General features: G+C 72.0%; 25 protein-coding genes. 14 read left to right on the top strand and 11 right to left on the bottom strand.

The features are described from left to right. Positions 1–228: 228 nt before the first annotated feature. The 4 genes from ACH4U8_RS25965 to ACH4U8_RS25950 form a co-directional block, all read right to left on the bottom strand. A complete protein-coding gene (locus tag ACH4U8_RS25965) occupies positions 229–1,395 on the bottom strand; it encodes a N(5)-(carboxyethyl)ornithine synthase (protein ID WP_395780515.1) in 1,167 nt (388 codons plus the stop codon). Between the two features lie 105 nt (positions 1,396–1,500). Then, the gene (locus ACH4U8_RS25960) at positions 1,501–2,022 is read right to left on the bottom strand and encodes a DUF4232 domain-containing protein (protein ID WP_395780513.1); all 522 of its coding nucleotides are present in this window, start codon (positions 2,020–2,022) and stop codon (positions 1,501–1,503) included. Positions 2,023–2,051: 29 nt separating this feature from the next. Continuing rightward, positions 2,052–3,779: an alpha-glucosidase gene (locus ACH4U8_RS25955; protein WP_395780511.1), complete on the bottom strand. Its 1,728-nt coding sequence runs from the start codon at positions 3,777–3,779 to the stop codon at positions 2,052–2,054. Between the two features lie 142 nt (positions 3,780–3,921). Next, positions 3,922–4,875, bottom strand: coding sequence for a GlxA family transcriptional regulator (locus tag ACH4U8_RS25950; RefSeq protein WP_395780509.1), 954 nt, complete (start codon positions 4,873–4,875; stop codon positions 3,922–3,924). Positions 4,876–5,007: 132 nt separating this feature from the next. On the opposite strand from ACH4U8_RS25950, the gene ACH4U8_RS25945 reads away from it, so the two are divergent. Both ACH4U8_RS25945 and ACH4U8_RS25940 read left to right on the top strand, forming a co-directional pair. Beyond that, the gene (locus ACH4U8_RS25945; protein ID WP_395780507.1) at positions 5,008–5,529 is read left to right on the top strand and encodes a protease; all 522 of its coding nucleotides are present in this window, start codon (positions 5,008–5,010) and stop codon (positions 5,527–5,529) included. Between the two features lie 240 nt (positions 5,530–5,769). Next, positions 5,770–7,326 (top strand): ATP-binding protein, encoded by a 1,557-nt coding sequence (locus ACH4U8_RS25940; protein WP_395780505.1) that lies wholly within the window; start codon positions 5,770–5,772, stop codon positions 7,324–7,326. On the opposite strand, the gene ACH4U8_RS25935 is transcribed toward ACH4U8_RS25940, so the two are convergent. From ACH4U8_RS25935 to ACH4U8_RS25920, 4 genes are all read right to left on the bottom strand, one after another. Beyond that, positions 7,309–9,501 carry a xanthine dehydrogenase family protein molybdopterin-binding subunit gene (locus ACH4U8_RS25935; RefSeq protein WP_395780503.1) on the bottom strand — a complete coding sequence of 731 codons (2,193 nt, stop codon included), beginning with the start codon at positions 9,499–9,501 and terminating at the stop codon, positions 7,309–7,311. The two genes, ACH4U8_RS25940 and ACH4U8_RS25935, sit on opposite strands and share 18 nt — an antisense overlap. Beyond that, on the bottom strand, positions 9,498–10,520 hold the full coding sequence (locus tag ACH4U8_RS25930) for an FAD binding domain-containing protein (protein WP_395780501.1): 1,023 nt from the start codon (positions 10,518–10,520) through the stop codon (positions 9,498–9,500). Before ACH4U8_RS25930 ends, ACH4U8_RS25935 begins: the two co-directional genes overlap by 4 nt. Before the next feature lie 6 nt (positions 10,521–10,526). Beyond that, a complete protein-coding gene (locus ACH4U8_RS25925) occupies positions 10,527–11,012 on the bottom strand; it encodes a (2Fe-2S)-binding protein (RefSeq protein WP_360324105.1) in 486 nt (161 codons plus the stop codon). 161 nt (positions 11,013–11,173) lie between these two features. Further along, the gene (locus tag ACH4U8_RS25920; protein ID WP_395780499.1) at positions 11,174–12,229 is read right to left on the bottom strand and encodes an isopenicillin N synthase family dioxygenase; all 1,056 of its coding nucleotides are present in this window, start codon (positions 12,227–12,229) and stop codon (positions 11,174–11,176) included. A gap of 314 nt (positions 12,230–12,543) precedes the next feature. Between ACH4U8_RS25920 and ACH4U8_RS25915 the strand changes: the two genes are divergently transcribed. The 5 genes from ACH4U8_RS25915 to ACH4U8_RS25895 all read left to right on the top strand — a co-directional run bounded on the left by ACH4U8_RS25915 (position 12,544) and on the right by ACH4U8_RS25895 (position 17,270). Continuing rightward, positions 12,544–12,624 (top strand): putative leader peptide, encoded by an 81-nt coding sequence (locus ACH4U8_RS25915; RefSeq protein ID WP_360324125.1) that lies wholly within the window; start codon positions 12,544–12,546, stop codon positions 12,622–12,624. A 380-nt stretch (positions 12,625–13,004) separates the two neighbouring features. Further along, positions 13,005–14,354, top strand: a complete 1,350-nt coding sequence (locus tag ACH4U8_RS25910; RefSeq protein WP_360324101.1) for a bifunctional o-acetylhomoserine/o-acetylserine sulfhydrylase — start codon at positions 13,005–13,007, stop codon at positions 14,352–14,354. Between the two features lie 33 nt (positions 14,355–14,387). Further along, positions 14,388–15,590 carry a homoserine O-acetyltransferase gene (locus tag ACH4U8_RS25905; RefSeq protein ID WP_395780497.1) on the top strand — a complete coding sequence of 401 codons (1,203 nt, stop codon included), beginning with the start codon at positions 14,388–14,390 and terminating at the stop codon, positions 15,588–15,590. Between the two features lie 114 nt (positions 15,591–15,704). After that, entirely contained in the window at positions 15,705–16,268 is a 564-nt protein-coding gene (locus tag ACH4U8_RS25900) for a rhodanese-like domain-containing protein (protein ID WP_395780495.1), read from the top strand. Between the two features lie 189 nt (positions 16,269–16,457). Continuing rightward, the gene (locus ACH4U8_RS25895) at positions 16,458–17,270 is read left to right on the top strand and encodes a polysaccharide deacetylase family protein (protein ID WP_395780493.1); all 813 of its coding nucleotides are present in this window, start codon (positions 16,458–16,460) and stop codon (positions 17,268–17,270) included. A gap of 18 nt (positions 17,271–17,288) precedes the next feature. On the opposite strand, the gene ACH4U8_RS25890 is transcribed toward ACH4U8_RS25895, so the two are convergent. Continuing rightward, a complete protein-coding gene (locus ACH4U8_RS25890) occupies positions 17,289–17,774 on the bottom strand; it encodes a pyridoxamine 5'-phosphate oxidase family protein (protein ID WP_395780491.1) in 486 nt (161 codons plus the stop codon). A 99-nt stretch (positions 17,775–17,873) separates the two neighbouring features. On the opposite strand from ACH4U8_RS25890, the gene ACH4U8_RS25885 reads away from it, so the two are divergent. The 4 genes from ACH4U8_RS25885 to ACH4U8_RS25870 all read left to right on the top strand — a co-directional run bounded on the left by ACH4U8_RS25885 (position 17,874) and on the right by ACH4U8_RS25870 (position 20,762). Beyond that, positions 17,874–18,473, top strand: a complete 600-nt coding sequence (locus tag ACH4U8_RS25885) for a TetR/AcrR family transcriptional regulator (RefSeq protein WP_395780489.1) — start codon at positions 17,874–17,876, stop codon at positions 18,471–18,473. 153 nt (positions 18,474–18,626) lie between these two features. Next, positions 18,627–19,157: a SigE family RNA polymerase sigma factor gene (locus ACH4U8_RS25880; RefSeq protein ID WP_360324089.1), complete on the top strand. Its 531-nt coding sequence runs from the start codon at positions 18,627–18,629 to the stop codon at positions 19,155–19,157. Beyond that, positions 19,144–19,932, top strand: coding sequence for a hypothetical protein (locus ACH4U8_RS25875; protein WP_395780487.1), 789 nt, complete (start codon positions 19,144–19,146; stop codon positions 19,930–19,932). Before ACH4U8_RS25880 ends, ACH4U8_RS25875 begins: the two co-directional genes overlap by 14 nt. 41 nt (positions 19,933–19,973) lie before the next feature. Continuing rightward, positions 19,974–20,762: a hypothetical protein gene (locus ACH4U8_RS25870; RefSeq protein WP_395780485.1), complete on the top strand. Its 789-nt coding sequence runs from the start codon at positions 19,974–19,976 to the stop codon at positions 20,760–20,762. A 97-nt stretch (positions 20,763–20,859) separates the two neighbouring features. Here the strand turns inward: ACH4U8_RS25870 and ACH4U8_RS25865 are convergent, their stop codons facing one another. Next, the gene (locus ACH4U8_RS25865) at positions 20,860–21,735 is read right to left on the bottom strand and encodes an alpha/beta hydrolase (RefSeq protein ID WP_395780483.1); all 876 of its coding nucleotides are present in this window, start codon (positions 21,733–21,735) and stop codon (positions 20,860–20,862) included. Further along, positions 21,732–22,355 carry a TIGR03086 family metal-binding protein gene (locus ACH4U8_RS25860; RefSeq protein WP_395780481.1) on the bottom strand — a complete coding sequence of 208 codons (624 nt, stop codon included), beginning with the start codon at positions 22,353–22,355 and terminating at the stop codon, positions 21,732–21,734. The genes ACH4U8_RS25865 and ACH4U8_RS25860 overlap by 4 nt, the downstream gene beginning before the upstream one ends. 220 nt (positions 22,356–22,575) lie before the next feature. On the opposite strand from ACH4U8_RS25860, the gene ACH4U8_RS25855 reads away from it, so the two are divergent. The 3 genes from ACH4U8_RS25855 (at position 22,576) to ACH4U8_RS25845 (ending at position 25,375) form a co-directional block, all read left to right on the top strand. Beyond that, positions 22,576–23,229, top strand: a complete 654-nt coding sequence (locus ACH4U8_RS25855; RefSeq protein WP_360324079.1) for a TetR/AcrR family transcriptional regulator — start codon at positions 22,576–22,578, stop codon at positions 23,227–23,229. 207 nt (positions 23,230–23,436) lie between these two features. Beyond that, positions 23,437–24,018, top strand: a complete 582-nt coding sequence (locus ACH4U8_RS25850) for a TetR/AcrR family transcriptional regulator (protein WP_395780479.1) — start codon at positions 23,437–23,439, stop codon at positions 24,016–24,018. Positions 24,019–24,154: 136 nt separating this feature from the next. Continuing rightward, positions 24,155–25,375 carry a Cmx/CmrA family chloramphenicol efflux MFS transporter gene (locus ACH4U8_RS25845; RefSeq protein ID WP_395780477.1) on the top strand — a complete coding sequence of 407 codons (1,221 nt, stop codon included), beginning with the start codon at positions 24,155–24,157 and terminating at the stop codon, positions 25,373–25,375. The last annotated feature ends 90 nt before the right edge of the window (positions 25,376–25,465 follow it).

Here is a 25,465-nt window from a genome sequence, read left to right as displayed (position 1 = left end):
CCGAAGGCCCTCGCCCGCCGACGAGGGCCTTCGGCGCGCCTGTTCACACCACGCAGGGCCAGAGTTCGAGCCACGGAGCCTCGAAGCGGATCACGTCGCCCACCGACAACTCAGCCGACCCCGCCGCCGACCCCGGACGTGAAAACGACCCGCCTCGGCTCGGCGTGCGCCCGCCCCACCACCCGGATCCGCATCGTCCCCCCACCTGTGGCACGGCACCGTCCCCGCTCATCCTCCCGCGCGGGCCACCACCGGATGCGGGTAGTCGGCGGAACGATGTTGGAAGCTGAGGATTTTCGGGTTCCGCACGATGCCGTCGCGGATCTCGATCGCCTTGGCGATCGTCGGATCCGCGTCCCAGGCGGTCGGGCCGGCCATGACCGTGCCCAGATACGGGATCAGCGCCTCGCTGATCTCCCACGTCGCGGAGTCCCACAGGTAGGACGGACTGTGATCGACCGCGTAGTACCGGCAGTTGTCACCGACGGTGAACGTCGGTTCCTCGAACGTGGTCGGGTGGGCCCACTCGAAGCCCATGCCGTCGTCGCACGAGACGTCGATGAAGAACGACCCCGGCCGATACTCCGGCAGGTCCCGATCCAGCACGAACGTCAAGGGCGCGTCGGTGTCCTGACGAACGCAGTTCACCACGATGTCGTAGCCGGCCAGATACGCGCCCAGCGGCACCGGCCCGTCCTCGGTGAGCGCCTCCAGCCGGGTCGGATCGTCCTCGGCGAACCGGAAGTGACCCATCACGACCGAGGGCATCGGCGACGCCACCGCCACCGCGTCCCGCGCGGTGAGCACGGTCACGTCCGAAACGCCCATCGCCTCCAGTGCTATCACCGCGCCGCGCGCCGTGGCCCCGAAACTGAGCACCACCGCCCGCATCCGGCGACCGTAGCTGCCGGTCGCACCGCCGAGCGTCAGCGCGTGCAACACCGAGCAATAGCCCGCCAGTTCGTTGTTCTTGTGAAAGACGTGCACGCTGAACGCGCCCGCTGCGGTCCAGTGGTTCATCTCCTCCCAGGCGATCATCGTCAGCTTGCGATCGATACCGACCTGGGTCATCGTCGGATCCTGCACACAGTGCGGCCAGCCCCACAACACCTGGCCGTCGCGCAACGCGGCCACATCCTCGTGGGTGGGTTTCGGCAACAGCACCACATCGCTCTCCGCGAGCAGGCGCTTACGCGGCAACATCCCGGCCACGAATCGGGCGAGTTCCGCGTCGGCGACGCCGAAGCGCTCGCCGTACCCCTCCTCCAGGAACAGGTGTTCGCGCACGTCCGGGTCGATCCGCTCGAAGTGCAGCGGGTGGACCGGCAGCCGGTGCTCGTTCTCCTTCAGTGAGGAGCCGAGAATGCCCAGGGTCATGCGGGTCCTGCGAATCATGAGATTCCTTAGGTAGACCCCAAGTATCCGCCCCCGAATCCGCAGCGCCGAAAAGCCGCGGCCGATCCGCCCGAATCGGCGACCGGCCGCGGCCCGATGGCCGGCTCAACCCGGGAGCGCGTCCACCGCCTCGTCGACGCTGTTCCGCCACAGCGTGGTGATCGGATCGGAGACCGCGATACCCGGTGTCGGCGCGCCGATCCCGGCTGCGGTGAAGGTTTTGCCGGTGTGGGCCGGATGGGCCGCGACGGTCAGGCTCGGAACGTATCGTGCCGCGCCGCTGCGGTCGTCGGTGCGCAGCGCCGCGTACAACTTCCCGGCGGCGTCGATCCGCCGCGCGCCGCTCGACACCGGCGGCACCGGTCGCGCCGTGCCGTCCAGCCCGGCGAAGGTCACCGTCGGGAAACGGTCGATCGTGCAGGCCGAGCCGGCCAGGTTGGTGACGGTGACCAGTACCACGCTGCTCGCGATCGGTGGCAGCGCGTGTGCGTCGTAGCCGAGCGAGCCCTCGGCGCACGTGCGCAGCGGGGCGCGGTTGCTCTTTTGGGCGCCGGCCGTCGAGGCCGCGCCCGCGACCAGGACGGACGACGCGAGGGCAATGGTGGTGACGGAAGCGATAGTCCTCATACGCGGTCTGTATCCGGCGTGCCGGTTGGCTACACGTGCCGATGTACGCGAGCCTCCCAGGGGCGCAATATCAGCGCGTCGATCGGCCCCGCGTTGCCGAGTACGAGCGGCGCCCGCGCCCCCTGCGCCGCCAGATCGGCCGGTAGCGCCACCGTCTCGCCGGTGAAGTTGGCGAGCACGAGCAGCGTGGTGCCCCGGTGTCGGCGGGTGAATGCGTACAGCCGTTCGTCGTCCGCGAGCAGCATGGTGAAGTCGCCGTGCACGACTGCCGGTTCGCTGTGCCGCAGGGCGATCAGTCGGCGGTAGTGGTGATAGACCGAGTCCGGATCGGCCACCGCCGCCTCGGCGTTGATGGTGGTGTGATTCGGGTTGACCGGCAACCAGGGCGTGCCGGTGGTGAAGCCGGCGTGCTCGGACGCGTCCCACTGCATCGGCGTACGGGCGTTGTCCCGGCCCCGTGCGCGCAGTCCGTCGAGCACCCGGGCCGGCTCCTCGCCCGCCCGTACCGCCTGCGCGTAGTGGCCCAGCGCCTCGATGTCGTGCACGTCCTCGATCGTGGCGAACGGGGCGTTGGTCATGCCCAGTTCCTCGCCCTGGTAGACGTAGGGCGTGCCGCGGTGCAGGTGCAGCACGGTGGCCAGCATGGTCGCCGAGCGCACCCGGTACTCGGGTCCGTCGTCACCGAACCGGGAGACGATCCGGGGCTGGTCGTGGTTGTTCCAGTAGAGGCTGTTCCAACCCACCTCGGCGAGGCCGCTCTGCCAGCGGCCCAGCGAAGCCTTGAGGTCGGTGAGCCGCAGCGGCCGCAGGTCGAACTTGTCTCGCCCGAAGTCCAGGCCCACGTGCTCGAATTGGAAGACCATGTCCACCTCGCCGCGGGCCGGATCGGTGAACAGCCGGGCGTGCTCCAGCGTCACGCCGGGCATCTCACCGACGGTGAGCAGGCGTTCGGGCCGGCCGGCGAACACCTCGCGGTGCATCTCCTGGAGGTACTCGTGCACCCGAGGGCCGCTGACGTAGTACGGCGAGCCGTCGCCGTACGGGCCGTCGCCGTGCAGAAGGCCGTCCGGCAGGTCGGGGTCCTTCGAGATCAGGTTGATCACGTCCATCCGGAAGCCGTCGACCCCGCGATCCAGCCACCAGCGCATCAGCGCGTACACGGCCTGCCGGACCTCGGGGTTCTCCCAGTTGAGGTCGGGCTGCTTGGGCGAGAACAGGTGCAGGTAGTACTCGTCGCTCGCGGCATCGTGCTGCCACGCCGACCCGGAGAAGAACGACCCCCAGTTGTTCGGCGCGGCACCCGCCGCACCCACCGCCCCGGCCGACCCCGCGTCCTTGCGCGCCGGCCGCCACCAATACCAGTCCCGCTTGGCGCTGTTCGGCCCCTCGCGCGACTCGCGGAACCACGCGTGCTCGTCCGAGGTGTGGTTGACCACCAGGTCCATCACCAGCCGCATCCCGCGCTCGTGCACCGATGCGAGCAATCGGTCGAAGTCGGCCAGGGTGCCGAACAGCGGTTCGATGTCCCGGTATTCGCTGATGTCATAGCCGTTGTCGTCCTGCGGCGAGGGATAGACGGGCGACAGCCACAACACGTCCACCCCGAGGTCCGACAGGTGGTCCAGGCGTGCGGTGATGCCGTTCAGGTCCCCGATCCCGTCGCCGTCGGAGTCGGCGAAACTGCGTGGGTAGATCTGATACACCACGGCGGACTTCCACCACACGTCGTCCGCAGTCCGCGCACCGTCGAGTGTCATCCCTCGAACCCGTCCCCTCCGCGTCGACCCGCTCCGGCGAATCCGACCGGAGCCACCGTGACTGTCCTGCCCCGCCGAGCCGCGCTTCACCGGTCCGACGGTGTGCGACGCCTCGTCGAGGACGGCCCGCTACGCCCGGCGATCAGTCGTCGCGGCTGCGGAAGGCCCGGCGGTAGGACTGTGGGGTGGTTCCGGTGACCCGTTTGAAGCGGTCGCGGAAGGCGGTGGGCGAGCCGAAGCCGGTCTGCGCGGCGATCCGGTCCACCGAGTGGGCGGTGGTTTCCAGCAGGTGCTGGGCTCGGCTGATCCGGACCCGGTGCAGCCATTGCAGCGGAGTGGTGCCGGTCTGTTCGCGAAAGTGCCGGTTCAGGCTGCGGGCGCTCATCCCGGCGTGCGCGGCGATGTCTTCCAGGAGTAGTTCGCGGTCGCTGTGCGCACGCAGCCAGGCGAGCAGCGGCTCCAGGCTCGCGCCGTCCGGGGCGGGCGGTTCGTGCACGATGAACTGGGCCTGTCCGCCCGCGCGTTCGAGCGGCATGACGGCGTCGCGAGCGCTGTTCGCGGCGACCGCCGAGCCGTGATCGAGGCGGATCATGTACAGGCACAGGTCCAGGCCGGCGGCGGCACCGGCCGAGGTCAGGATCGAGCCGTTGTCGATGTAGAGCACGTCCGGGTCGACCGCGACCTCGGGATATCGCTCGGCCAGCGTGGCCGTGCCGAGCCAGTGCGTGGTGGCCCGCAGTCCGTCCAGGAGACCGGCCTCGGCGAGCACGAACGCGCCCACGCAGATCGACGCGATCCGGGTGCCGCGCGCCGCCGCCACGCGCAGCGCGGCGATCGCGGCCGTGGGCGTGGGCATGCTCGGGTCGGCCCGACCTGGACAGATGATGGTGTCCGCCTCGGCCAACTCGGCCAGCCCCCACGGCGCGCGCATCGTGAACTCGCCGGCGTCGACGTCGGTGCCCGCCTCGACCGCGCAGACCCGGACCCGATAGGCGGCCCGCCCGTCCGGCAACAGGGTGCGTCCGAACACCTGGATCGGCGTGGTCAGATCGAAGCCCATGACGCCGTCGAGGGCCAGAATGGCGACGGTATGCATGGCAATAATCTAGGTGTGCACCCGATTCCCGCCAAACCCGCGCATGCCGGCGGAATCGGCTTGGCGAGAATCCGCGCAAGAGTGTCACTATTGCCACTCGTTCGGCCCCGCCGGCGCTCCTAGCCTCGGTCCGTGACCAAGTTCCTTCTCGCCATCCATGTGCTCGCCGCAATCATCGCGATCGGACCCGTCACGGTCGCCGCGAGCATGTTCCCGCCCGCCGCCAGGCACGCGCTCGCGGATCCGCACGACCAACGCGCCCACGCGATCGTGCACAACCTGCACCGGATCTGCCGGATCTACGCCGTCTTCGGCGTCGTGGTGCCGGTCTTCGGCCTGGGCGTCGCGCTGAACATGGACGTGCTCGGCGACACCTGGCTGATCGTCTCGATCGTGCTGACCGGGCTCGCCGCGGCGCTCCTGGCCCTGGTCGTACTGCCCCGCCAGGACGCGCTGCTCGCCGCCGTGGGCACGGCCGAGGCCGCGCCCGCACCGATGGCCGCCACGTCCGCGGTCGACGCGGCGCCCGCCCCGCCCTCGGCCGCACACCGCGCCACGGCGCGACTGGCCATGTCCACCGGCGTCTTCAACCTGCTCTGGGCCACCGTGACGGTGCTGATGATCGTCCGTCCGGGCTCCACCACCGGCGCCTGATCGCCGATCCGGCCCCGCACGACCGGCGTGTGATCCACCGCCCCGATCGGGTGCAAGAATCCGCGATCCGGGCAGGTATCGGTCCTCGTACGATGTCCGGGCTCACGGCCGGCGCGGCTGCGGGTTCGTGACGATGGGGACGGTGTGGTGGAGCAAGCGATCGAAGCCGATCCGCGATCGGGGTGGTCGACGCGCGACCTCGTGCGTCGGCGGACGTGGGACACCCGACGGTGGTTGCTCGTGGGCGTGGCCACGACGCTGGTCGTACTGACCCTGCTCATGCTGCTGGGTACCTGGGTGCTCACCCGCTCGACCTCGGTCAACGGGCGCCTGGTCGACCACAGTTCACCCGCGCTGATCGCCGCGGTGCGCCTGGAGACCGCGTACGCCGACCAGGACGCCGCCATCCGGGAGCAGATCCTGTCCGGCAACGCAGCGCTCCAGACGGGGTATTCGGCCGGCCACGAGACCGAGCGCGAACAGGTCGCCGTACTTCAGGAGTTGTTGCGCGACGACGACGCCGGGACCGCCCGGCTGCGGGTGGTGCTGGAGCGCGCCCGGGCCTGGGAGGCCCGGGTGGTGCGCCCGGCCCTGAACGTCGAGCCCGGGACACCGCCGCCGGCGGAGGTCCGCGCGGCCGTCACGGACCCCTCCCCCTATGCGGCGCTACGCGCGGCGACCCGCGACCAGGTGGACCGCCTCCGGCACGAACGCGACGCCGCCCGGGCGGGCCTCCAGGACGTCCGCGCGTTGCGAACGTGGGTGTTCGGCGCGATCGCGCTGGTGATCCTGGCGGGCGCGATCATGGTGTTCGCGGGCCTGCGCCGCGGCGTCACGCTGCCGGTGAGCCGACTGGTGGCCGATGCGAACGTGGTTGCCCGAGGCGACTTCGGGCATGCGATCGCCCCCACCGGACCGGCCGATCTGCGGGCGCTGGCCGACGCGATGGAGGCGATGCGACACCGGCTCGCCGACGAGTTGGCCTTCTCCGACGACGCCCGACGGCGCCTGGACGAGCAGGCCGACGAGTTGCGCCGCTCGAACTCCGACCTGGAACAGTTCGCCTACGTCGCCTCGCACGACCTCCAGGAGCCGCTGCGCAAGGTGGCCAGTTTCTGCCGGCTCCTGGAGAAGCGGTACCAGGGCCACTTGGACGAACGCGCCGACCGCTACATCGCCTTCGCGGTGGACGGCGCGGTCCGGATGCAGGCCCTGATCGACGACCTGCTCACCTTCTCCCGGGTCGGCCGCGGACCGGTGGAGGAGACCCCCGTGGACCTGAACGCCGTGTACGAGACGGTGGTCGGCGATCTGGACATCGCGATCCGCGAGGCCGGCGCCGAGGTCGCCCACACCTCGCTGCCCACCGTGCGCGGCGACCGCACCCAGTTGTCGGTGGTCCTACAGAACCTGATCGCCAACGCGGTGAAGTTCCGCAGGCCGGACCGGCCGGTGCGGGTCGTGGTCGACGCGGAGCAGCACGCGGGGATGTGGCGGATCTCGGTGACCGACGACGGCATCGGCATCGATCCGGCCCAGGCGGAGCGGATCTTCGTGATCTTCCAGCGGCTGCACACCCGCGACGCGTATCCGGGCAGCGGCATGGGTCTGGCCATGTGCAAGAAGATCGTCGAGTTCCACGGCGGCACGATCGCGCTGGATCCCGAGCACACCACCGGCACCCGGATCACCTTCACCCTGCCGGTCGCGACACCGGACGGCACGACCGCGGCCGAGGAGCGGACGCCGACCGGGCAGCCCGCTCCGTCCGACGCCGCCCTAAGGGCCGACGGCTGAGCCGGTCACCACCCGATCCGGTGTGATCGGCAGCGTACGCACCCGCACCCCGGTCGCGTGGAAGACCGCGTTGGCGATCGCCGCCGCCGCGCCGACCACGCCGATCTCACCCGCGCCGCGGGCGCCGAGGTCGCTGATGTGCGGGTCCGGGTCGCCGACGAAAAGCACGTCCATCGAGCCGATGTCGGCGTTGACCGGCAGGTGGTAGCCCGCCAGATGCGGCTCGACCACGTGCCCGCGAAGCGGGTCGAGCACGGTCGCCTCCATCAGCGCCTGGGCCAGGCCGAAGGTCATCCCGCCGAGCAGTTGGCTGCGCGCGGTACGCGGGTTGATCACCCGGCCGATGTCGAACGCGCCGACCATCCGCCGCACCCGGACCGTACCGGTGAGCGCGTCCACCGCGACCTCGGCGAACTGCGCGCCGAAGGAGTGCACCGCGTACCGCGAGTTGGCATCGGGTCGGTGATGGCCGACCCCCGACACGGACGGCTCGCCGATCCGGGCCAGTTCGGCGACGAACGTCTGCGGGCCGAACTCGATCGTGCCGATCTCCCGGCGGTACAGCGGCGATTCGGGGTCGGCGACGGCCGTCGCGAGCAGGTCGTCGCGGACCGCCTCGCACGCGCGCCGGATCGCCGGGCCCACGTAGGCGACGGTCTGCGAGCCGATCGAGGGCGGCGCGTCCGGCAGTTCGCTGTCGCCGAGCCGGACGATGATCCGTTCCGGCGGCAGACCGAGCACGTCCGCGGCGATCTGGCCGAGCACGGTGTACGTCCCGGTGCCGATGTCGTGCGACGCGACGCCGATCACGGCCGTGCCGTCGACCCGCAGTTCGGCGTACGCCGAGGCCGGGCCGGGGTCCATCTCGTGGGTCGCGGACGCCATTCCGCTGCCGATCAGCAGGTCGCCCTCGCGACGGGTACCGGGGGTGCGGTCGCCCGGATCCCAGCCGAACCGCTCGGCGCCCGCGCGGTAGCACTCCCGCAGGTGTTTGCCCGACCACGGCAGCCCCGACGACGGGTCGGTGTCCGCGTGGTTGCGCAGCCGCAACTCGACGGGATCCAGGTGCAGTTCGTGGGCCAGCTCGTCGAGGGCCGACTCCAGCGCGAAGGATCCCGGGGCCCGGCCCGGAGCCCGCTGGAAGGTCGGCGCCTGCATGTCCACTCGCGCGATCCGCTGACGGATGCTCACATTCGGGCAGGCGTACAGGATCGAGGTCGATCCACCGGTCGACTCGACCACGTTCTCCCCGAACGAGCAGGCCGACGTGCCGTCGTGCCCGATCGCGGTCAGCCGACCGTCGCGATGCGCGCCGAGCACGATGCGCTGCCGCGTCGCCGGCCGAGTGCCGCACGAGGTGAACATCTGCGGCCGGGTGAGCGCGAGCCGCACCGGCCGACGAACCAGGCGCGCCGCGGCGGCGGCCAGCAGCACGTGCGGCCAGACCGTGCCCTTGCTGCCGAAGCCCCCGCCGACGAAGCCGGACAACACCCGCACCTGCGCCGTCGGCACCCCGAACGCGGTCGCCAACGCGTCCCGCACCCCGTTCACGTACTGCGTCGAGTCGTACACCGTGAGCCGGTCGCCCACCCAGTGCGCGGTCGTGGTGCACGGCTCCATCGGGTTCATGTGTTGCGGCGGCGTCCGGTAGTACGCCTCCACCGTCACGTCGGCCACCGCGAGTCCGGTGGTGAGATCGCCCCGGACGATGTCCTCGCGGCCCGGCGGGGTCTGCGGGATGGCGTCCTCGATCCGGACCAGCGGCGGTTCCCGGTGGTAGTGGGTGCGGATGCGCTCGGCGCCGGCCACCGCCTGTTCGAGCGTCTCCGCCACGACCATCGCGATGTGTTGCCCGTGGTGGTGGATCACCGCGTCGGACAGCGGGGAGCGGCCGTCGCCCATCGGGCCGTTGTCGGCCGAGTAGTACGAGGCGACCCGACCCAGGCCCAACGACCCGTCGGAGGGGCAGACCGCGAGCACGCCGGGGGCGGTCTCGGCGGCGGCGATGTCCATCCCGGTGATCCGGCCCTTGGCGATCGTGCTCTGCACCAGCACCGCGTGCGCGAGATCGGGCAGTGCCACGTCGCCGGTGTAGATCGCGGTGCCGGTGACCTTGACCGGGCCGTCCATGCGGGGTTCGGCGGCGCCGATCCACGGGCCGGCGTTCGGGCTCATCGCTGCTCCCCTGCTGCGGTACCGAAGCCTTCGGCGCCGCCTGGGCCCACCAGGGTGCCCAGGGCGCGGGCGACGACGCGGCGGATCAGTTCGACCTTGTGCCCGTTGTCCCGGCCCGGCACGGCGCCGTCCGTGGCGGCGTCCCCCGCCCGGGCGAACGCGGCGGTGCTCGGCGGCAGGCCGACCAGTGCCGCCTCGGCCGCGTACGCCCGCCACGGCGTGGTCGCCACGCCGCCGAGCGCGATCCGCGCGGCCCGTACCGTGCCCTCGCGCAGTTCCAGTGCGACCGCCGCCGAGCACATCGCGAACGCGAACGAGGCCCGCTCGCGCACCTTGAGGTAGTGCGAGTTCGCGCCGAGTGCGGTCAGCGGGACCTCCACCGCGGTGATCAACTCGCCGTGGCCCAGCGTGGTCTCCCGCTCGGGGGTGTCCCCCGGTGGCAGGTGGAACGCCTCGATCGGCTCGACGCGGGGGCCGTTCGGCCCATCGATGAACACCCGTGCCGCCAGGGCCACCAGCGCGACCGCGAGGTCGGAGGGGTGGGTGGCGATGCACCGACTGCTCGTGCCGAGCACCGCGTGACCGCGGTGTTCGCCGTCCAGCGCGGCACACCCGGAGCCGGGGACACGCTTGTTGCACGGCATCGCGAGGTCGCGGAAGTAGCCGCACCGGGTGCGCTGCATCAGGTTCCCGCCGAGCGTGGCCAGGTTGCGCAACTGCGGGGACGCGCCGGCCAGGAGGGCGCGGGAGAGTACCGGCAGGCGCTCGCGGACCACCGGATGCGCCGCGAGGTCGCTGTTGGGTACCAGGGCGCCGATCCGGAGTGTGTCCGCGGCCGCGTCCACCGCGATGTCCGCGAGCGGGAGTCGGCCGATGTCGACGAGGCGGGCCGGGGCGGCGACGCCGCACTTCATCAGGTCGACCAGGTTGGTGCCGCCGGCGATGTACATCGCGTCCGGGTCGAGTTCGGCCCAGGGTCGCTCGGGTTCGGCCGGACGGGTGTACGTGAAGGAGCGCATCGGGGCCTACCGTCCGGCCGCGGCGGCGATCGCCGCGACGATGTTGGGGTATGCGGCGCACCGACACAGGTTGCCGCTCATCCACTCGCGGATCTCGTCGTCGTCGCCCGCGTGCTCCTCGGCCAGGAGCGCGACGGCGGAGACGATCTGGCCCGGCGTACAGAACCCGCACTGGAACGCGTCGTGGTCGACGAACGCCTGTTGCACCGGGTGCAGGTCCCCTTCGGGGTCGCCGCCCAGGCCCTCGACGGTGGTCACCTCGCGGCCTTCGTACATGACGGCGAAGGTCAGGCACGAGGTGATCCGGCGGCCGTCGACGAGCACGGTGCAGGCGCCGCACTGGCCGAGGTCGCAGCCCTTCTTGGGGCCGGTCAGGTCGAGGTGGGCACGCAGCGCGTCCAAGAGGGTGACGCGGGGGTCGATGCGGAGCAGTCGGGCTTCGCCGTTGACGTGGAGTTCGACGACTACGAGTTCGTCTTCATCGGCGGTCATGGTCCCTCCCGGAGGCGTTCGGGCCGACGGCCCGGCCCGGGAGCTTCGCTGGTACCCCCGGGCGGTGGCCTCAAGCACGGAGGGGTGACGGGGTTGTCTCGGCCTCCGGCCCGGCCGGCCTCGAAGCCGGCCGGGCTATTCGGCCTCGAACGCCGGCCGGGCTACTCGGCCTCACCCGCCGCGACCCGGCCGGTCGCTTCCGGCGGGAGGTGGTCCGGCCACCAGCGGGCGACCACTCGTGGGTGGGAGCGCAGCCAGCCGGTCAGGGCGTTTTCGCCGTAGGTGGGGTGGAGGGGGTTGTCGGGGTCCTCGGTGATGCCGTCGGCGACGGCGGCCAACTCGGGGGGCAGGGTGAGCGGTTCGACGACCGCGTCCAGGCGTGGACCGAGGAAGAAGGGCAGCGAGTAGCGGTCGACGCCGGGTGGTGGGGCGATCACCCGGTGCTGCGTGGCGCGCAGGTAGCCGCGCGTGGCGATCTCCAACATCTCGCCGATGTTGAACACGAACGCGTCCGGCAGCGGCGCGACGTCGATCCACGAACCGTCCCGAGCCCGGACCTGGAGGCCGCCCACGTCGTCCTGCTGCAGCAGCGCGAGGTAGCCGTAGTCCTTGTGCGCGCCCACGCCCTGGTCCACGTCGGCGCTCGGCCGTCCCGGGTAGTGCACGACCTTGACGTGCACCGCGGCCTCCGCGTCGAACCACTCGTCGAAGTAGCCGGAGTCCTGACCCAGCGCCGCGGCCAGCGCGCGCAACACCTCGCGACCGACCCGCAGCGCCTCTTCCTGCCACGCGAGCACCGTCTCGCGCAGCTCGGGCAGCGCGGCCGGCCACTGGTTGGGCCCGATCAGCCGCAGGTAGGCGGGGTCGTCCGGGCCGAGGGTGAGCGCCGCGCGCTCCGGGCCGATGTCGAGTTGCTCGCGCCAGTCCGGGCCGCCCCGGGTGTACTCGGTGCCGGTGCGGGTGTAGCCGCGAAACTGCGGCGAGTTGACGTTCTCGATCGCGAGCCGGTCCGCCTCGGGCAGCGCGAAGAAGCGCCGGGAGACCGCCAGGGCGCGGGCACGCAGCTCCCGGTCGACACCATGGCCGACCACCTGGAAGAAGCCGATCTCGCGTGCGGCGTGCCGCAGTTCGGCCAGGAAGTCGGCCCGGTTGGCGGTCGGGTCGCCGAATCGGGAGATGTCGATCACGGGGAGGGTGGGCGGTGCGCTGGTTGCCATGACTGGGTCCTCGGTACAGCCGGGGTCCGGGCACACCGGACCGACGAGCGTCTACGGGGTGGGCAGCCTGTGCTCGTTCGGCGGCGGGAGGCCGCACGACGGCGGGGTTCAGCGACAGGTCTGGTCGAAATGGTCGGCTCGTCGACCCACCCAGAAGGGGTCGAGCAGCACGGAAGCGACCTGACGCGAAGTCATGGCGGTGATGAAAGCACGCGGAAGGCGCATCGGTCCAGCCGGCTTCCGGCCCGGCCTTTCCCATCCGCTTCGAACTACCCCGTGGCGCAATTCCGGTCGGGCCGCCTAGACTCGCGGCCATGCCCAGCCCCATGCTCGTCAGTCGCCGCCACGTGGATCTCGTGCGCGTGACCAGCATGGCGTGTCGAATGTGCCACTGAACCCGGGTGACCGCTTCGGTCTCCGAGGTTCGCGCGGTGTGTGAGTCCGGGCGCTGACCCGCCGACTCGATCAACCGCGCTTCGCGCGACGGCGACCGCGTCGCCCGCGAGCCGGGTGGACCGCGTCTCGTCCGGCCGGCGGCCGCGTCGTCCACCGTCTCCCGCCGCTCTCCTCACCCGATCGTCGACCACCCGTCGCCGATCGGGTCGTGGGCACCGTCACGCCCGCAGGGCGGCCGAGACCGCGGCGACCCGCGCCTTCGACCCCGTGGCCGTCCGTCGCGCGACCCTGCTCGTCGCCGCATCCGGGTGGCCTCTCCCGCCATCCGCCACAACCCGCTCGACCACGTCGACTCCCTTACCCCGCAAGGAGTTTCCCGATGACCCTCGAAGCAACCGACGCGCCGCCCACGATCGAGACCGGGCTTGCCGACGACCCCGCGGCGTGGTCCTTCGAGACCCGGCAGGTGCACGCCGGCACCTCGCCCGACCCGACCACCGGGGCCCGTGCGGTGCCGATCTACCAGACCACGTCGTTCGTCTTCAAGGACACCGCGCACGCCGCCGGGCTGTTCGACCTGTCCGAGGAAGGACACATCTACACCCGGATCCACAACCCCACGACCGACGCGCTGGAGCAGCGCGTGGCCGCGCTCGAAGGCGGCGTGGCGGCGGTGGCAACCGCGTCCGGGCAGGCCGCGACCACGCTGGCGGTGCTCAACCTCGCGGGCGCCGGCGACCACATCGTGTCCAGTTCGTCGTTGTACGGCGGCACGTACAACCTGTTCCACTGGACGCTGCCCAAGCTGGGCATCGAGGTCACCTTCGTCGACGATCCGGACGACCTCGACGCGTGGCGCGCGGCGATCCGGCCGGAGACCAGGCTGCTGTTCGCCGAGACGCTGGGCAACCCGCGCGGCAACGTCCTCGACGTGTCGGCGGTCGCCGATCTCGCGCACACGGCGGGCCTGCCGCTCGTGGTGGACAACACGGTGCCCACGCCGTACCTGCTGCGCCCGTTGGAGCACGGCGCGGACGTGGTGGTGCACTCGGCGACCAAGTTCCTCGGCGGACACGGCACCGCCATCGGCGGGATCGTGGTGGACGGTGGCACCTTCGACTTCGGCGCGTACCCGGACCGCTTCCCGGGTTTCACCGAGCCGGACGCGAGCTACAACGGGCTGCGCTACTGGCCGGACCTGGGCCCGGGCGCGTACGCCGCCAAGTTGCGGGTGCAGTTGTTGCGCGACGTGGGCGCCGCGATCGCGCCGCTGACCAGCTTCCTGCTGCTCCAGGGCCTGGAGACGTTGTCGCTGCGGATCGAGCGGCACGTGGCGAACGCGAGCGCGCTGGCCACGTGGTTGCAGGCTCGGGACGAGGTGGAGACCGTGCACTACGCGGGGCTGGCGAGCAGCCGGTGGTACGACGCGGGCAAGCGCTATCTGCCGCGCGGCGCGGGCGCGATCGTCGCGTTCGAGCTCAAGGGCGGGGTCGAGGCGGGCCGCCGCTTCGTGGACGGGCTGTCGCTGTTCAGCCACCTGGCCAACATCGGCGACGTGCGCAGCCTGGTGATCCACCCGGCCAGTACCACGCACGCGCAGCTCACCGACGCGGAACGGCTGGCCACCGGGGTCACCCCGGGCCTGGTCCGGCTCTCCGTCGGCATCGAGGGCCTGGCCGATCTGCGCGCCGACCTGGCGGCCGGCTTCCGCGCCGCGCAGGCGTCCTAGCGGGCAGCGGGAACCCGAACGGAGCAGGTCACCATGTCGCACGCCACGCCCACCGGTCCCGCCGCCCCGGCGGGGCCGCGCTCGCTGACCCTGTCGCGGCCGCTGTGGACCGAGTCCGGGGAGCTGCTGCCCGAGGTCCACATCGGCTACGAGACGTGGGGTCGGCTCGCCCCGGACCGCGCCAACGCGGTCCTGGTCCTGCACGCGCTGACCGGCGACAGCCATGTCGCCGGTCCCGCCGGGCCGGGGTTTCCCACTCCGGGATGGTGGGACGGCCTGATCGGGCCGGGCCGCACGCTGGATACCGATCGGTACTTCGTGGTGGCCCCGAACGCGCTCGGTGGTTGCCGGGGCACGACCGGCCCGGCATCTCCCGGGCCGGGCGGTCGGGCCTGGGGAAGTCGCTTTCCCCGGTTGACCGTTCGCGATCAGGTGGCGGCGGAGGTGGCCACCGCGGAGCTGCTCGGGATCGAGCGCTGGGCGGCGGTGGTGGGCGGGTCGATGGGTGGCATGCGGGCGGTGGAGTGGGCGGTGACGCACCCGGACCGGGTCGGCGCGCTGTTCCTGATCGCCACCACCGCGGCGGCGAGTGCGGAGCAGATCGCCTGGTGCTCGACCCAGGTGCACGCGATCCGGGCGGATCCGGGCTGGGCCGGTGGCGACTACCACGACCGGCCGGCCGAGTCCGGGCCCTGGCGCGGGCTCGGTCTGGCCCGGCGGATCGCGCATGTCACGTATCGCAGCGAAACCGAGCTGGCCACCCGCTTCGGCCGGACCCGCCAACCCGACGAGGACCCGCCCGGGCGGTACGCGGTGGAGTCCTACCTCGACCACCACGCCGCCAAGCTGACCGCGCGCTTCGACGCGGGCAGCTACGTGAGCCTCACCGAGGCGATGAACAGCCACGACGTGGGCCGGGATCGCGGCGGCGTGGCCGCGGCCCTGGCCCGGGTCACCGCACCGACCGTGGTCGCGGCCGTGGACAGCGACCGGCTCTACCCGCCGAGCCAGCAGCGCACCCTCGCCGAGGGCATACCGGGTGCGGGTCCGCTGCGCGTGGTCGAGTCGCCCCACGGCCACGACGGCTTCCTGATCGAACTGGACCAGGTGGCTCCGCTGCTCGCGGAGCTGCTGGCGCGAACCGCGCCCCCGGACCGGCAGGCGACCCCGGAACAATCCCGATTTCCGGGCCGGACCCGGAACACCGAGCTCGATCCCTCCGTTGGCCGAAGGTAGTCACAACCGGTAGGTAGCCCTCCGCTCAGCCCGCCCGATGCCCGACCGCAGGATTCGCCCCGAACCGGTGCCTCCTGCTCCCGGCATCGGGCTCCGTCGAAAGGCCCGATCCCCATGACCGCCCTGGCCCCCGCGCAGGTCCGCGCCCGGCTGACCGAGTTCACCGTGCTCGACGTGCGCACCCCCGGCGAGTACGCGACCGGCCACATCCCCGGCGCGCACAACGTCCCGCTGGACCGGCTGCGCGAGGCGATACCGGTGCTCAAGCGGGTCGAAAACGCCGAGCTGCTGATCGTCTGCGCCTCCGGGGCCCGCTCGGAGCGCGCTCGCGCCGAACTGTCCGCCGCCGGTGTCCCGGCCACGCACCTGACCGGCGGCACCTCGGCCTGGGTCGCCGACGGTCATGCCCTGGACGGCCCGAACGATGCCCGCAACGTGTGGCCGATGGAGCGTCAGGTCCGGCTGGCCGCCGGCACCATGGTCGTGCTCGGCTTGGCGGTCGGCCGGCGCGCGCCCAAGGTGCGCCTGTTGGCCGGCGCGATCGGCTCCGGTCTGATCTTCTCCGCCGTGACCGACACGTGCGGCATGGCGAGCGTGCTCGGCAGGCTCCCGTACAACCGTCCGGCCCCCGAAGCCCTCGACCTGGCCGGCACCCTCACCGCCCTCGACCGGGCCTGATCGCCCCCGCCCCGACTCGGCCGGGGCGAGACCGCCGCCGTGCCCACCGCGCGGCCGGTCGAATCGTCCGGGGATGGTCGACAACGCACAAAGTCGCCGCAAAATGGGTCCCGAGACGGAACCCCTTCGTTGGCTGTGGGCGTGTTCGAAAGTGTTTCCTCGCTTTCGAACCATGCTGGGAGTCAACCGGTGACTAGCCTCAACACCCGTCGTGGCCTGCGTAATCCGACCATTCTCGCGATCGCCGCCGTGCTCGCGGTGGGCACCGCGGCCTGCTCCTCGGACTCCGGCGACCGGGCGGCCGGGCCCGGCGGACGCGAGGGGGCCGCGGACGTCGGGCCGCCCCCGTCCGACGCACCGACGGCGGCCGATCCGCAGGCGTCGGTGCCGCCGCCGCTGGTGCCGGACACGCTGGTGCGCAGGACCGCGAGCGGCGGCCGTACCGTCGCGTTGACGTTCGACGACGGGCCGAGTCCGCAGTGGACCCCACAGGTGTTGGCGCTGTTGAAGGAGTATCGGGCGAAGGCCACCTTCTGCATGCTGGGCCCGAACGCGAAGGCCGATCCGAAGCTGGTCAAGGAGGTCGTCGCGGACGGCAACCGGCTGTGCGACCACTCGGTCACCCACGACGAGCGCATCGCCGAGCGCCCGCTGTCCCGGATCGACTACGAGATCACCACCGCGCACGACCAGATCGTCGCGGCGGCCGGCCCCGGGACCAGGGTGGACTGGTTCCGCGCACCCGGCGGCGACTGGTCCCCGCAGGTGCGCGCGATGGCGGCCGGGCGCGGCATGCGCTCGCTGGACTGGTCCGACGACACGCGCGACTGGCAACGTCCCGGCGCGGACAAGATCCTGGCCACCGCCGAGAAGGAGCTAAAGCCCGGCGGGATCATCCTGATGCACGACGCGGGCGGCGACCGCGGGCAGACCCTGGCCGCACTCAAGCAGTTGTTGCCGTGGCTGGTCCGGCAGGGCTACACCTTCGACTTCCCGGCCTGAGCACGGTCGCGCACCCGGCTACGGCACCTGCGCCACCGCCGCGACCAGCCCATACGGATCGGGATGGATGCCGGCGGTGAAGTCGACCAGTTCCACTCGGTGCGGTACCAGGCGCACGAGCGCGAAGTCGCCGCCGGTGGGCCCGGCCGGGAAGAACGGCCGCAGCGTCTCGTCCCAATGGGTCACCAACTCCGGTCCGGTACAGACGAGTTCGGCTCGGGCATAAAACGTCGCATAGGCCACCGCCGCACGGTCCTCGACCGAGTAGCACACCTGCGGCCGGGCGATCAGGTCGACCGCCTTGCGCGAGCGCGGGCTCGTACCGATCCGGATCGTCGCGTCGTCCTCGACCGCGAGATGTTGCACCAGACGCACCCGCGGCGCGCCGGCCGTGTCGGTGCCGGCCAGGAACCCGAACGCGTGCGAGCGCAGGATGCGCAACGCCGCGTCGACGAGGTTCGGCGAGCCGGTCGGTGAGGTCGGTGAGGTCGGTGAGGTCGGCATGGTGCGTACCGCCAATCGTTCGCCGTATTGGTTGTTCCATACTAGAATCCTGATTCCAGAAAACGCCGGCCGCCGGCCGGTGTCAAGCGCGGAGGAATCGTGGGCCGCAAACCGAGGTTCACCGACGACGACTTCCTCGACGCGGTGCTGCGAGTCACCGCCCGCACCGGCGCAGGCGCCGTGACCGTCGCGGCGGTGGCCGCCGAGGCGGGTGCGCCGGTCGGGTCGGTGTATCACCGCTTCGCGTCGCGCGACCTGTTGCTCGCCCGCCTGTGGGTGCGCACCGTGCGACGCTTCCAACAGCCGTTCCTGACCGCGCTCGCCGATCCCGACCCGGATCGGGGGGCCGACCGCGCGGTTCGGGCCGTGTTCGCCTGGGTGCGTGAACATCCGGACGAGGCGGCGGTGTTGCTGCTGCATCGGCGCGAGGACCTGATCGCGCGGTGGCCCGAGGAGCTGGGCCCGGAGTCGACCACGCTCAACGAGGCCGTGGCGAGCGCGCTGCGGTCGTACACCCGCGCCCGCTTCGGCCGGGTCACCCCGGCCGCGCTGGAGCGGGTCGCCTTCGCGCTGGTGGACATCCCGTACGCGGCGATCCGGACTCACCTGGCGGCCGGCCGCACTCCGCCCGCGTCGATCGAGGGCATCGCCCTGACCGCGTCCCGAGCGGTGCTCGGATCCGGCTCCTCGGGCGGGTAGACCCGACCCCGGCCGGCCCCGCCCGGACCGCATCGCCGAAGCCCACGCACCCCCACGAGCCGTTCCCCGGTCGCGCGAATCCGGGTCGGAAAACTTCGGGAGACCAGGCAACCTTCCGGGTCGAGTCGGTGCTCTGTGAGTTCGGAGGTGCGAGTGAAAGCCGAAGAGGTCGCCGATTTTCGGGCGTTCGTCGAATCCCGCTGGAGCGGACTGGTACGAACCGCCTACCTGCTGAGCGGTGACCACGCCATCGCGGAGGACGTCGCCCAGACCGCCTTGACCAAGACGTACCTGAACTGGCGTCGCGTGCGCCGCGCGGACAGTCCGGACGCCTACGTGCGCCGCATCCTGGTGAACACCAACACGTCCCGCTTCCGCAAGCGGCGGGTCGCCGAGCACCTGCGGGCCGAACCACCGGAGCGGATCGGCGAGGACCCGTACGTCCGGGCCGACCAGCGGCAGATGTTGCGCACCGCGCTCGCCGATCTGCCCGCCCGGCAGCGCGCGATCATCGTGCTGCGCTACTGGGACGATCTACCCGAGGCGGAGGTGTCCCGGATCCTCGGCTGTTCACTCGGCGCGGTCAAGAGTCAGGCCGCCAGGGGCCTGGCCAAACTGCGTGTCCATCCGGGACTTGCCGGAATCCGCATCGGAAACGAGGAGTACGCAGATGACCGGGGCTGACCAGGAGCGATGGCTGCGGGACGAGTTGGCCGCCCGGGTCGAGGAGTTGCCGCCGAGCGTCGCACCGATCGACCGGATCGAGCAGCGCGGTCGACGCGCCCGGCGCCGACGTACCGCGTTGATCGCCGCCTCGGTCGTGGCGGTGGTCGCGGTCTCGGCGATGACCGCGGCGTCCCTGTCCGGATCGCACACCCGGGCGACCGGCCCGGCACGCGAGGCGCCGGCCTCGTCCACGATTCCCCCGCACCCCGAAACCGTGACCGAGTCGCCCGACCGGAACGTCATCGCAACGGGCGAGTTCGACGGGCATCGCTGGGCGCTGGCGCGCGCCCCCCGGGGCGACGCGCAGGCCGCGATCGATGCGCCCGGGTGCGACGTGGTCGAGGTGTTCCTGGACGGGCGCCTGGACAATCGGGGCGGCCAGTGGTGCGAACCCGCCCAGGGGGTGTCCCCGGAGTCGAGTCATGCCTGGAACATCGCCTCGATCGCCGTCGGCGACACCGCGCTGTACCGGCCGGGCGTCGGATCGCTGGGGACGATCACCTTCGGTCAGGTGTCGGCCAAGGTGGTCGCGGTGACCGCGAGGTTCGAGAACGACAAGGCGCCGATCACCGTGCGGACCGTCGACCGCGGCTTGGCGAACGGCACCAGGTCCTTCACCGTTCAGGTCCCCAGTGGCGCCGGTTACAGCGCGGGCGGCTCACTGCACTTCCTGGACGAGCGGGGCCGCGAGGTCGAGGCCGTCCTGGACATCGGACTCGGCGCGGCCAAGTAGCCCGGCCGACCCGCGTTGCGATCCACCACGAGCGTGCCGGCATGGCCAAGTCTGGTGTCATGCGACAAATCGTCACTTTCGGCACGGATCGCCGTACCCGCGCCCTGTTCGCCCTCTCGTTCCTCGCCGCCGCCGCGCTCGGCGGGTCGGCCGCGCCGCGGGCCGCGGCCACCACCTCCGCCGCTCCCGCCGGGGCCCACTCGCCGACCACCTCCGAGCGCGGCGCGGACATCACCCGTGCCGAGGTCCTGGAGCGCGCCGAGGACTGGTACGACCGCGACATCCAGTACGACCAGGGAGCCGAGGCCGCGGACCCGGAGGGGGCGCACGAATACCGCACGGACTGTTCGGGCCTGGTCGCGATGGCCTGGCACCTGCCGAGCACCGACTTCAACACCGACTCGCTCGACCGGCGTTCGCTCACCGACCGGATCGAGCGGGACGAGTTGCTCCCGGGCGACGCGCTCGACGACACCGACGACGGCCACGTGGTGCTCTTCACCGGGTGGATCGGGCGCAGCGCGGGCACCTTCACCTACGTGCAATTGGCCAACTCGCGCTCCGACATGGTCAAGGGCACCGGCAGTTTCGCCGCTCCGCTGCTCGCGGGCCATCCGACCGCGAACTACTTCGCGCTGCGGTACCACCGGATCGTCGACGACGAGACACCCGCCGTGCCGCCGCCGGTGCGGAACGTGGAGCGATACCCGTGGCCCGGGCCGCGGCGGTCGGCCGGGCGGGTCGAGGCACCGCGATCCGCGCGGGTCGAGGCACCGCAGCCCGCGCGGGTCGGTGCGCCGGCGGAGCGGCGGGCGGGGTCCGCAGGGTGAGGCCGCCGGATCCGCCGGGGTGAGGTGCCGTCGGGGGTGTCCCGTCGGGCGGCTGCGGTGTCCCGTCGGCTACCGCGGGCGTTCCGTCCGGCCGCTCTCATACACACTCCGTCGCGCGTTCCCGCCGAGGTGCGTCGAGGAAGCGGAGCACCTCGGCGAGGACCGCGGCGTCGCCCAGTACCCGGTTGTGGCCCAGCCCTCGGGTGACGTACAGCCGGGCCTGGTCGGGGTAGGCCGCCGCGAGTCGATAGCCCTGGTCGGCCACCGCCATGGTGTCGTCCTCGTCGTGCACGACCAGGATCGGCACCCGCGCCGGGCCGGCTCCGTAGGGCGCGGAGAACCGCTGCCAGATGGCCGACTCCGGGGCCAGGAGCCGCGTGTCCGCCTGCTCCCGCAACCGTGCCTTGACCCTCGGGTCGAGGTCGAGTTCGGCGCTGAACCGGTCGAGCAGGTACTCCATGTCGCACACCCCCGCCACCGCGACCACCCGGTCGGCCCGCAGTCCCGAGCGCAGCGCCTGGAACGCACCGAGCACGCCGAAGGAATGCCCGAGCACCGCCCGGAAGTCGCCGTGTCTTTCCTGGAGTCGGAGAGCGATCTCGGCGTATTCGAGGACGGTGGTACTCGTGCCGCCGGAATCCCCGTGGCCCGGCGCGTCGAAGGCGATCGGGGTCAGCCCGCGAGCCCGCAACTCCTCGACGAGCGGCGCGAATCGCGAGGCGCGCGACCGCCAGCCGTGCAGCAGGAGCACCGGCTCGGCGCCGTCGCCCCAGCGGTAGGTGACCACCCGCTTGCCGCCGACGTACATCGTTTCCGTGATCGCGAACATGTGCGCCGAATGCTCGCCGGGCCGCACCCGACCTCGGACGAACGGGCGCCGGAACAGCAGGTAGGCGAGGGCGCCGGCCGCTCGCGTGGACAGCGCACCGGTGGCCCGCAGGGCGATCCGCGCGGACGCCTCGACGGCACTCACGCCGACCGCCGGTGCGGCGTGCGCCCGAGCAGCGCCAGGAGGCGCTCCCCCGGTGTCGGGTCCACCGGCGGCTCGACCGCGCCGCCGAAGGCGATGCCGGGCCGGCCGAGCTCCCAACGCTCGGCGAACGCCAGGGCACACAGCGCGAGTTCGGGGTCGATGGTGCCGGGCAGGCCGATCGTGCGGGCGACGTCCCAGGCGTGCACGAGGTTGTCCAGGAAGTGCATGGCGATCGCGACCGAGCCCGGGAAGGTACCGAACTCCCTTATGAGCAAGCGCCGTTCCAGCACCTCGGGACCGGACAGCGCGGCCGTGACGCCCACCGCCGAGTCGGCGAAGTCGACCCACGGGTCGGCACCGAGCGAGGCGTCGTGCCAGACCCGCCGATCCGTGGCGCCGGCGGCCGCGGCGATGAAGCCGCGGTTCTCCGCGACCATGTGGCCGAGCAGATCACGCAGGTTCCATCCCTCGCACGGGGTGGGCGACTCCCACTGATCGGGCCGGACGAGCCGCGCCGCGTCCAGCGCGATCACGATCGCCCGGCGGTCCAGCGCCTGCGCGTCGAGCGCTCGGAGGTCGATGGCGGGGTCGGTGCCGGCGGGTGTTCGGGGGTCGGTCATCGGGCGCCTCCTCGGGCGAGGGCTGGTGGTGGCCGGTCGTGCGGTGGCGGACGGCCGGTCGGGTCGAAGCGTGCACTTCTTGGAAAACTGCACGACCGGTCGTACTATTTACCGAGGGCGAGAGCCTGTCAAGGCGACCGGGAGATAATCGACGGCGATCGGTCGAACGACCGTCCGGCGGATTCGCCGATCCGCCGAACCGCCGGAGGCAGGAGTGATCGTGAGCGCGTCCCCCACGGATGGGCGGGTCCGCAAGGGCGATCGCACCCGACTGGCGATCGTCCGCCGCGCCGCGGACATCGCGTCCGTCGAGGGCCTCGAAGGGCTGTCCATCGGCCGACTCGCGGGCGACCTGGAGATCAGCAAGAGCGGGGTGTTCGCACACTTCGGATCGAAGGAGGAACTGCAACTCGCCGCGATCGCCGCGGCCGTGGACGTCTACCTCGAACACGTGGTCACCCCCGCACGCGCCGAGCCCGCCGGGCTGATCCGGCTCTGGCGGTTGACCGAGCGCTGGATCGCCTACTCCCGCGACCGGGTGTTCCCCGGCGGCTGCTTCTTCTTCAACGCCTCGGCCGAGTTCGACGCCCGGCCGGGCCGGGTCCGGGACGCGATCGCGGGGGCCTGGCGGGGGTGGCGCGAGTTGCTGCTCGCCCAGATCGAGACCGCCAAGACGAACGGCGACGCGCCGGCCGACCTCGACGCGGCCCAACTGGTCTTCGAACTGATCGCGTTCCTGGAGACCGCCAACGGCATCAGCATGCTGCACGACGACACGAGCGCCTACCTCCGAGCCGGCACCGCGATCCGCACCCGCCTGCTCGCCGCGGCCACCGACCCGACCACCCTCGGCGCCAAGCTGACCGACGGCTAGCGCGCGCCGGGCGCCCGACCGGCCTGCGCGCCCGGGCGGCACGCACACCCGGCACGCGGCACGGCGGAGGCCCGAGGGGCGCGCGGTACGGCGGAGACCCGACGGGCGCGCGGCGGAGCCGAGACCCGGCGAGCCCGCGCAACGCTCCCCCCAGGCGCCGATCCGCCGTATTGGACCGACCATTACAAAACCTGTTAGCGTTCTCGCATGGCCCGACCCCGGAAGTTCGACGAAGACGAGGCGGTCCAGGCGGCGCTCGAAGCCTTCTGGGTCGCCGGCTACGAGGCCACCTCGACCCAGGACCTGTGCGACGCGACCGGGCTCGGCCGCAGCAGCATCTACAACACGTTCGCCGGCAAGCACGAGCTGTTCCTGCGGGCGCTGCGGAGCTACATCGAGCACATGACATCGCTTCAGGTCGCGAACCTGGAGAGCGATCGGCCCGTGCACGACAAGATCCGCGCACTGTTGTCCGTGATCGTGGCCGAGGAGAGCGACGAGACCGGCGACCGGCGCGGCTGCCTGGTCGTGAACACCGCGATCGAGTTGGCCGGGCGCGATCCGGAGGTGGCCCTGCTGCTCAAGCGCGACTACGCGCGCCGGCATGCCGCGATCAAGGCCGCCATCGACAACGGTCGCCTGGCCGGCGAGGTCGACCGGGACAAGGACGCCGGCGCACTCGCGCACGCCGTGATCGGCACGGTGTCGGGCATCCGCCTGGCCGCACGCAGCGGCGTGGACCGAGCCGGCCTGGAGGCGATCGCGAACACGACCCTGGGCGCGCTGTAGGCGGAGGGAAACACCCACCGGAAACACCCGCCCGCCCAGGCGACCCACTCCGCGCGCCGCCGGGAGCAACCACGCATGCGCTCGTTTTGAACTGATCATTCCAAAACACATCACCCACGACACTCGGGAGTCCCCCATGCCCCTTGCCGTCTACATCCTCGGACTGGGCATATTCGCCCAGGGCACCTCGGAGTTCATGCTCTCCGGGCTGCTGGAGACGATGGCCGCCGATCTCGGCGTGTCCATCCCCGACGCCGGGTTGCTGATCTCCGCCTTCGCCGTCGGCATGGTCGTCGGCGCGCCGCTGCTCGCGGTCGCCACGCTGCAATGGCCGCGCCGCACCGCGCTGGTCGCGTTCCAGGTCGTGTTCGTGCTCGGCCACGTGGTCGGCGCGCTGGCGCCCGGCTATTGGCTCGTGCTGGCCACCCGCTTCGTGAGCGCCGTCGCGTACGCGGGCTTCTGGGCGGTCGCCGCCGTCACCGCGCTGGGCCTGGTCGCCGCGAACGCGAAGGCCAAGGCGATGGCCGTGGTGGCGGGCGGACTGTCCCTGGCCACCGTGGTCGGCCTGCCGCTGGGCACGATGATCGGCAACTGGGCCGGTTGGCGTGCGGCGTTCTGGGCGGTCGCGGTACTGACGGCGCTCAGCACGGTGGCCGTGTACGTGGTCCTGCCGGCCGGGCGCCCCACCCACGAGACGCCGCGTTCGGTACGCACCGAACTGCGCGCGATGCGGCGGCCACAATTGTGGGTGGCCTACGCGACCACCGCGTTCAGCTTCGGCGCCGTGGTCGCGGTCTTCAGCTACCTGGGCACGATGCTGACCAACACCACGGGCATCGGCGAGGCGTGGGTGCCGCTGGCGTTGTCCTGGTACGGCGTGGGCGCGGTGGTCGGGATCACCGCGGGCGGCCGACTGGCCGACGAGCACCCGTTCGGCACGTTGTACGCGAGCATCGGCACGATCGTGGCCGTGTGCGTCCTGCTCGCGCTCACCGCCGAGAACCTCGCGGCCACCCTGGTCCTGGTCTTCCTGCTCGGACTGGCCGGATTCGCCGCCAACCCGGCCGTCAACGCCCGGGTGTTCGCGATCGCCGCCGACGCGCCGACCCTGGCCGGGGCGACCAACACCGCGTCGTTCAACGTCGGCATCACCATCGGGCCGCTCCTGGGCGGCCGGGTGATCGCGGCCGGCTTCGACTACGCGGCGGTGGCCTGGGTCGGCGCCGGGCTGGGGCTGGCCGGACTGGCGGCCGCTCGACTGGACTCGCGGTTGCGCGCCCGCGGCCGGCTCGACCGGGCCGCGTCGCCGACCCTTTCGGCGCCGGAGCCTGTCGGGCTGTCCGGGCGGGGCGTCTGACAGAGCATCAGTTCCTTGATTTTCCCGGGCGCCGGGGCTGCCGGTCGGGTTACCGGCGGGTCTAATCTGATGACCTGCTTCCGATGGTCC

It is taken from the genome of Embleya sp. NPDC020886 (assembly GCF_044333915.1).
Classification (GTDB): domain Bacteria; phylum Actinomycetota; class Actinomycetes; order Streptomycetales; family Streptomycetaceae; genus Embleya.
Note: the sequence above shows the minus strand (reverse complement) of the source record. Positions and strands in the feature narration are given on the sequence as shown.

Bases quoted from the DNA above. Each gene is read 5' to 3' on its own strand.
- ACH4U8_RS25915 (WP_360324125.1), top strand. From the start codon at position 12,544: ATGCCCAGCCCCATGCTCGTCAGTCGCCGCCACGTGGATCTCGTGCGC.
- ACH4U8_RS25935 (WP_395780503.1), bottom strand. From the start codon at position 9,501: ATGAGCCCGAACGCCGGCCCGTGGATCGGCGCCGCCGAACCCCGCATG.
- ACH4U8_RS25890 (WP_395780491.1), bottom strand. From the start codon at position 17,774: ATGCCGACCTCACCGACCTCACCGACCTCACCGACCGGCTCGCCGAAC.
- ACH4U8_RS25930 (WP_395780501.1), bottom strand. From the start codon at position 10,520: ATGCGCTCCTTCACGTACACCCGTCCGGCCGAACCCGAGCGACCCTGG.
- ACH4U8_RS25860 (WP_395780481.1), bottom strand. From the start codon at position 22,355: ATGACCGACCCCCGAACACCCGCCGGCACCGACCCCGCCATCGACCTC.
- ACH4U8_RS25925 (WP_360324105.1), bottom strand. From the start codon at position 11,012: ATGACCGCCGATGAAGACGAACTCGTAGTCGTCGAACTCCACGTCAAC.
- ACH4U8_RS25850 (WP_395780479.1), top strand. From the start codon at position 23,437: ATGGCCCGACCCCGGAAGTTCGACGAAGACGAGGCGGTCCAGGCGGCG.
- ACH4U8_RS25910 (WP_360324101.1), top strand. From the start codon at position 13,005: ATGACCCTCGAAGCAACCGACGCGCCGCCCACGATCGAGACCGGGCTT.
- ACH4U8_RS25950 (WP_395780509.1), bottom strand. From the start codon at position 4,875: ATGCATACCGTCGCCATTCTGGCCCTCGACGGCGTCATGGGCTTCGAT.
- ACH4U8_RS25845 (WP_395780477.1), top strand. From the start codon at position 24,155: ATGCCCCTTGCCGTCTACATCCTCGGACTGGGCATATTCGCCCAGGGC.
- ACH4U8_RS25955 (WP_395780511.1), bottom strand. From the start codon at position 3,779: ATGACACTCGACGGTGCGCGGACTGCGGACGACGTGTGGTGGAAGTCC.
- ACH4U8_RS25920 (WP_395780499.1), bottom strand. From the start codon at position 12,229: ATGGCAACCAGCGCACCGCCCACCCTCCCCGTGATCGACATCTCCCGA.
- ACH4U8_RS25900 (WP_395780495.1), top strand. From the start codon at position 15,705: ATGACCGCCCTGGCCCCCGCGCAGGTCCGCGCCCGGCTGACCGAGTTC.
- ACH4U8_RS25905 (WP_395780497.1), top strand. From the start codon at position 14,388: ATGTCGCACGCCACGCCCACCGGTCCCGCCGCCCCGGCGGGGCCGCGC.
- ACH4U8_RS25965 (WP_395780515.1), bottom strand. From the start codon at position 1,395: ATGATTCGCAGGACCCGCATGACCCTGGGCATTCTCGGCTCCTCACTG.
- ACH4U8_RS25875 (WP_395780487.1), top strand. From the start codon at position 19,144: ATGACCGGGGCTGACCAGGAGCGATGGCTGCGGGACGAGTTGGCCGCC.
- ACH4U8_RS25960 (WP_395780513.1), bottom strand. From the start codon at position 2,022: ATGAGGACTATCGCTTCCGTCACCACCATTGCCCTCGCGTCGTCCGTC.
- ACH4U8_RS25870 (WP_395780485.1), top strand. From the start codon at position 19,974: ATGGCCAAGTCTGGTGTCATGCGACAAATCGTCACTTTCGGCACGGAT.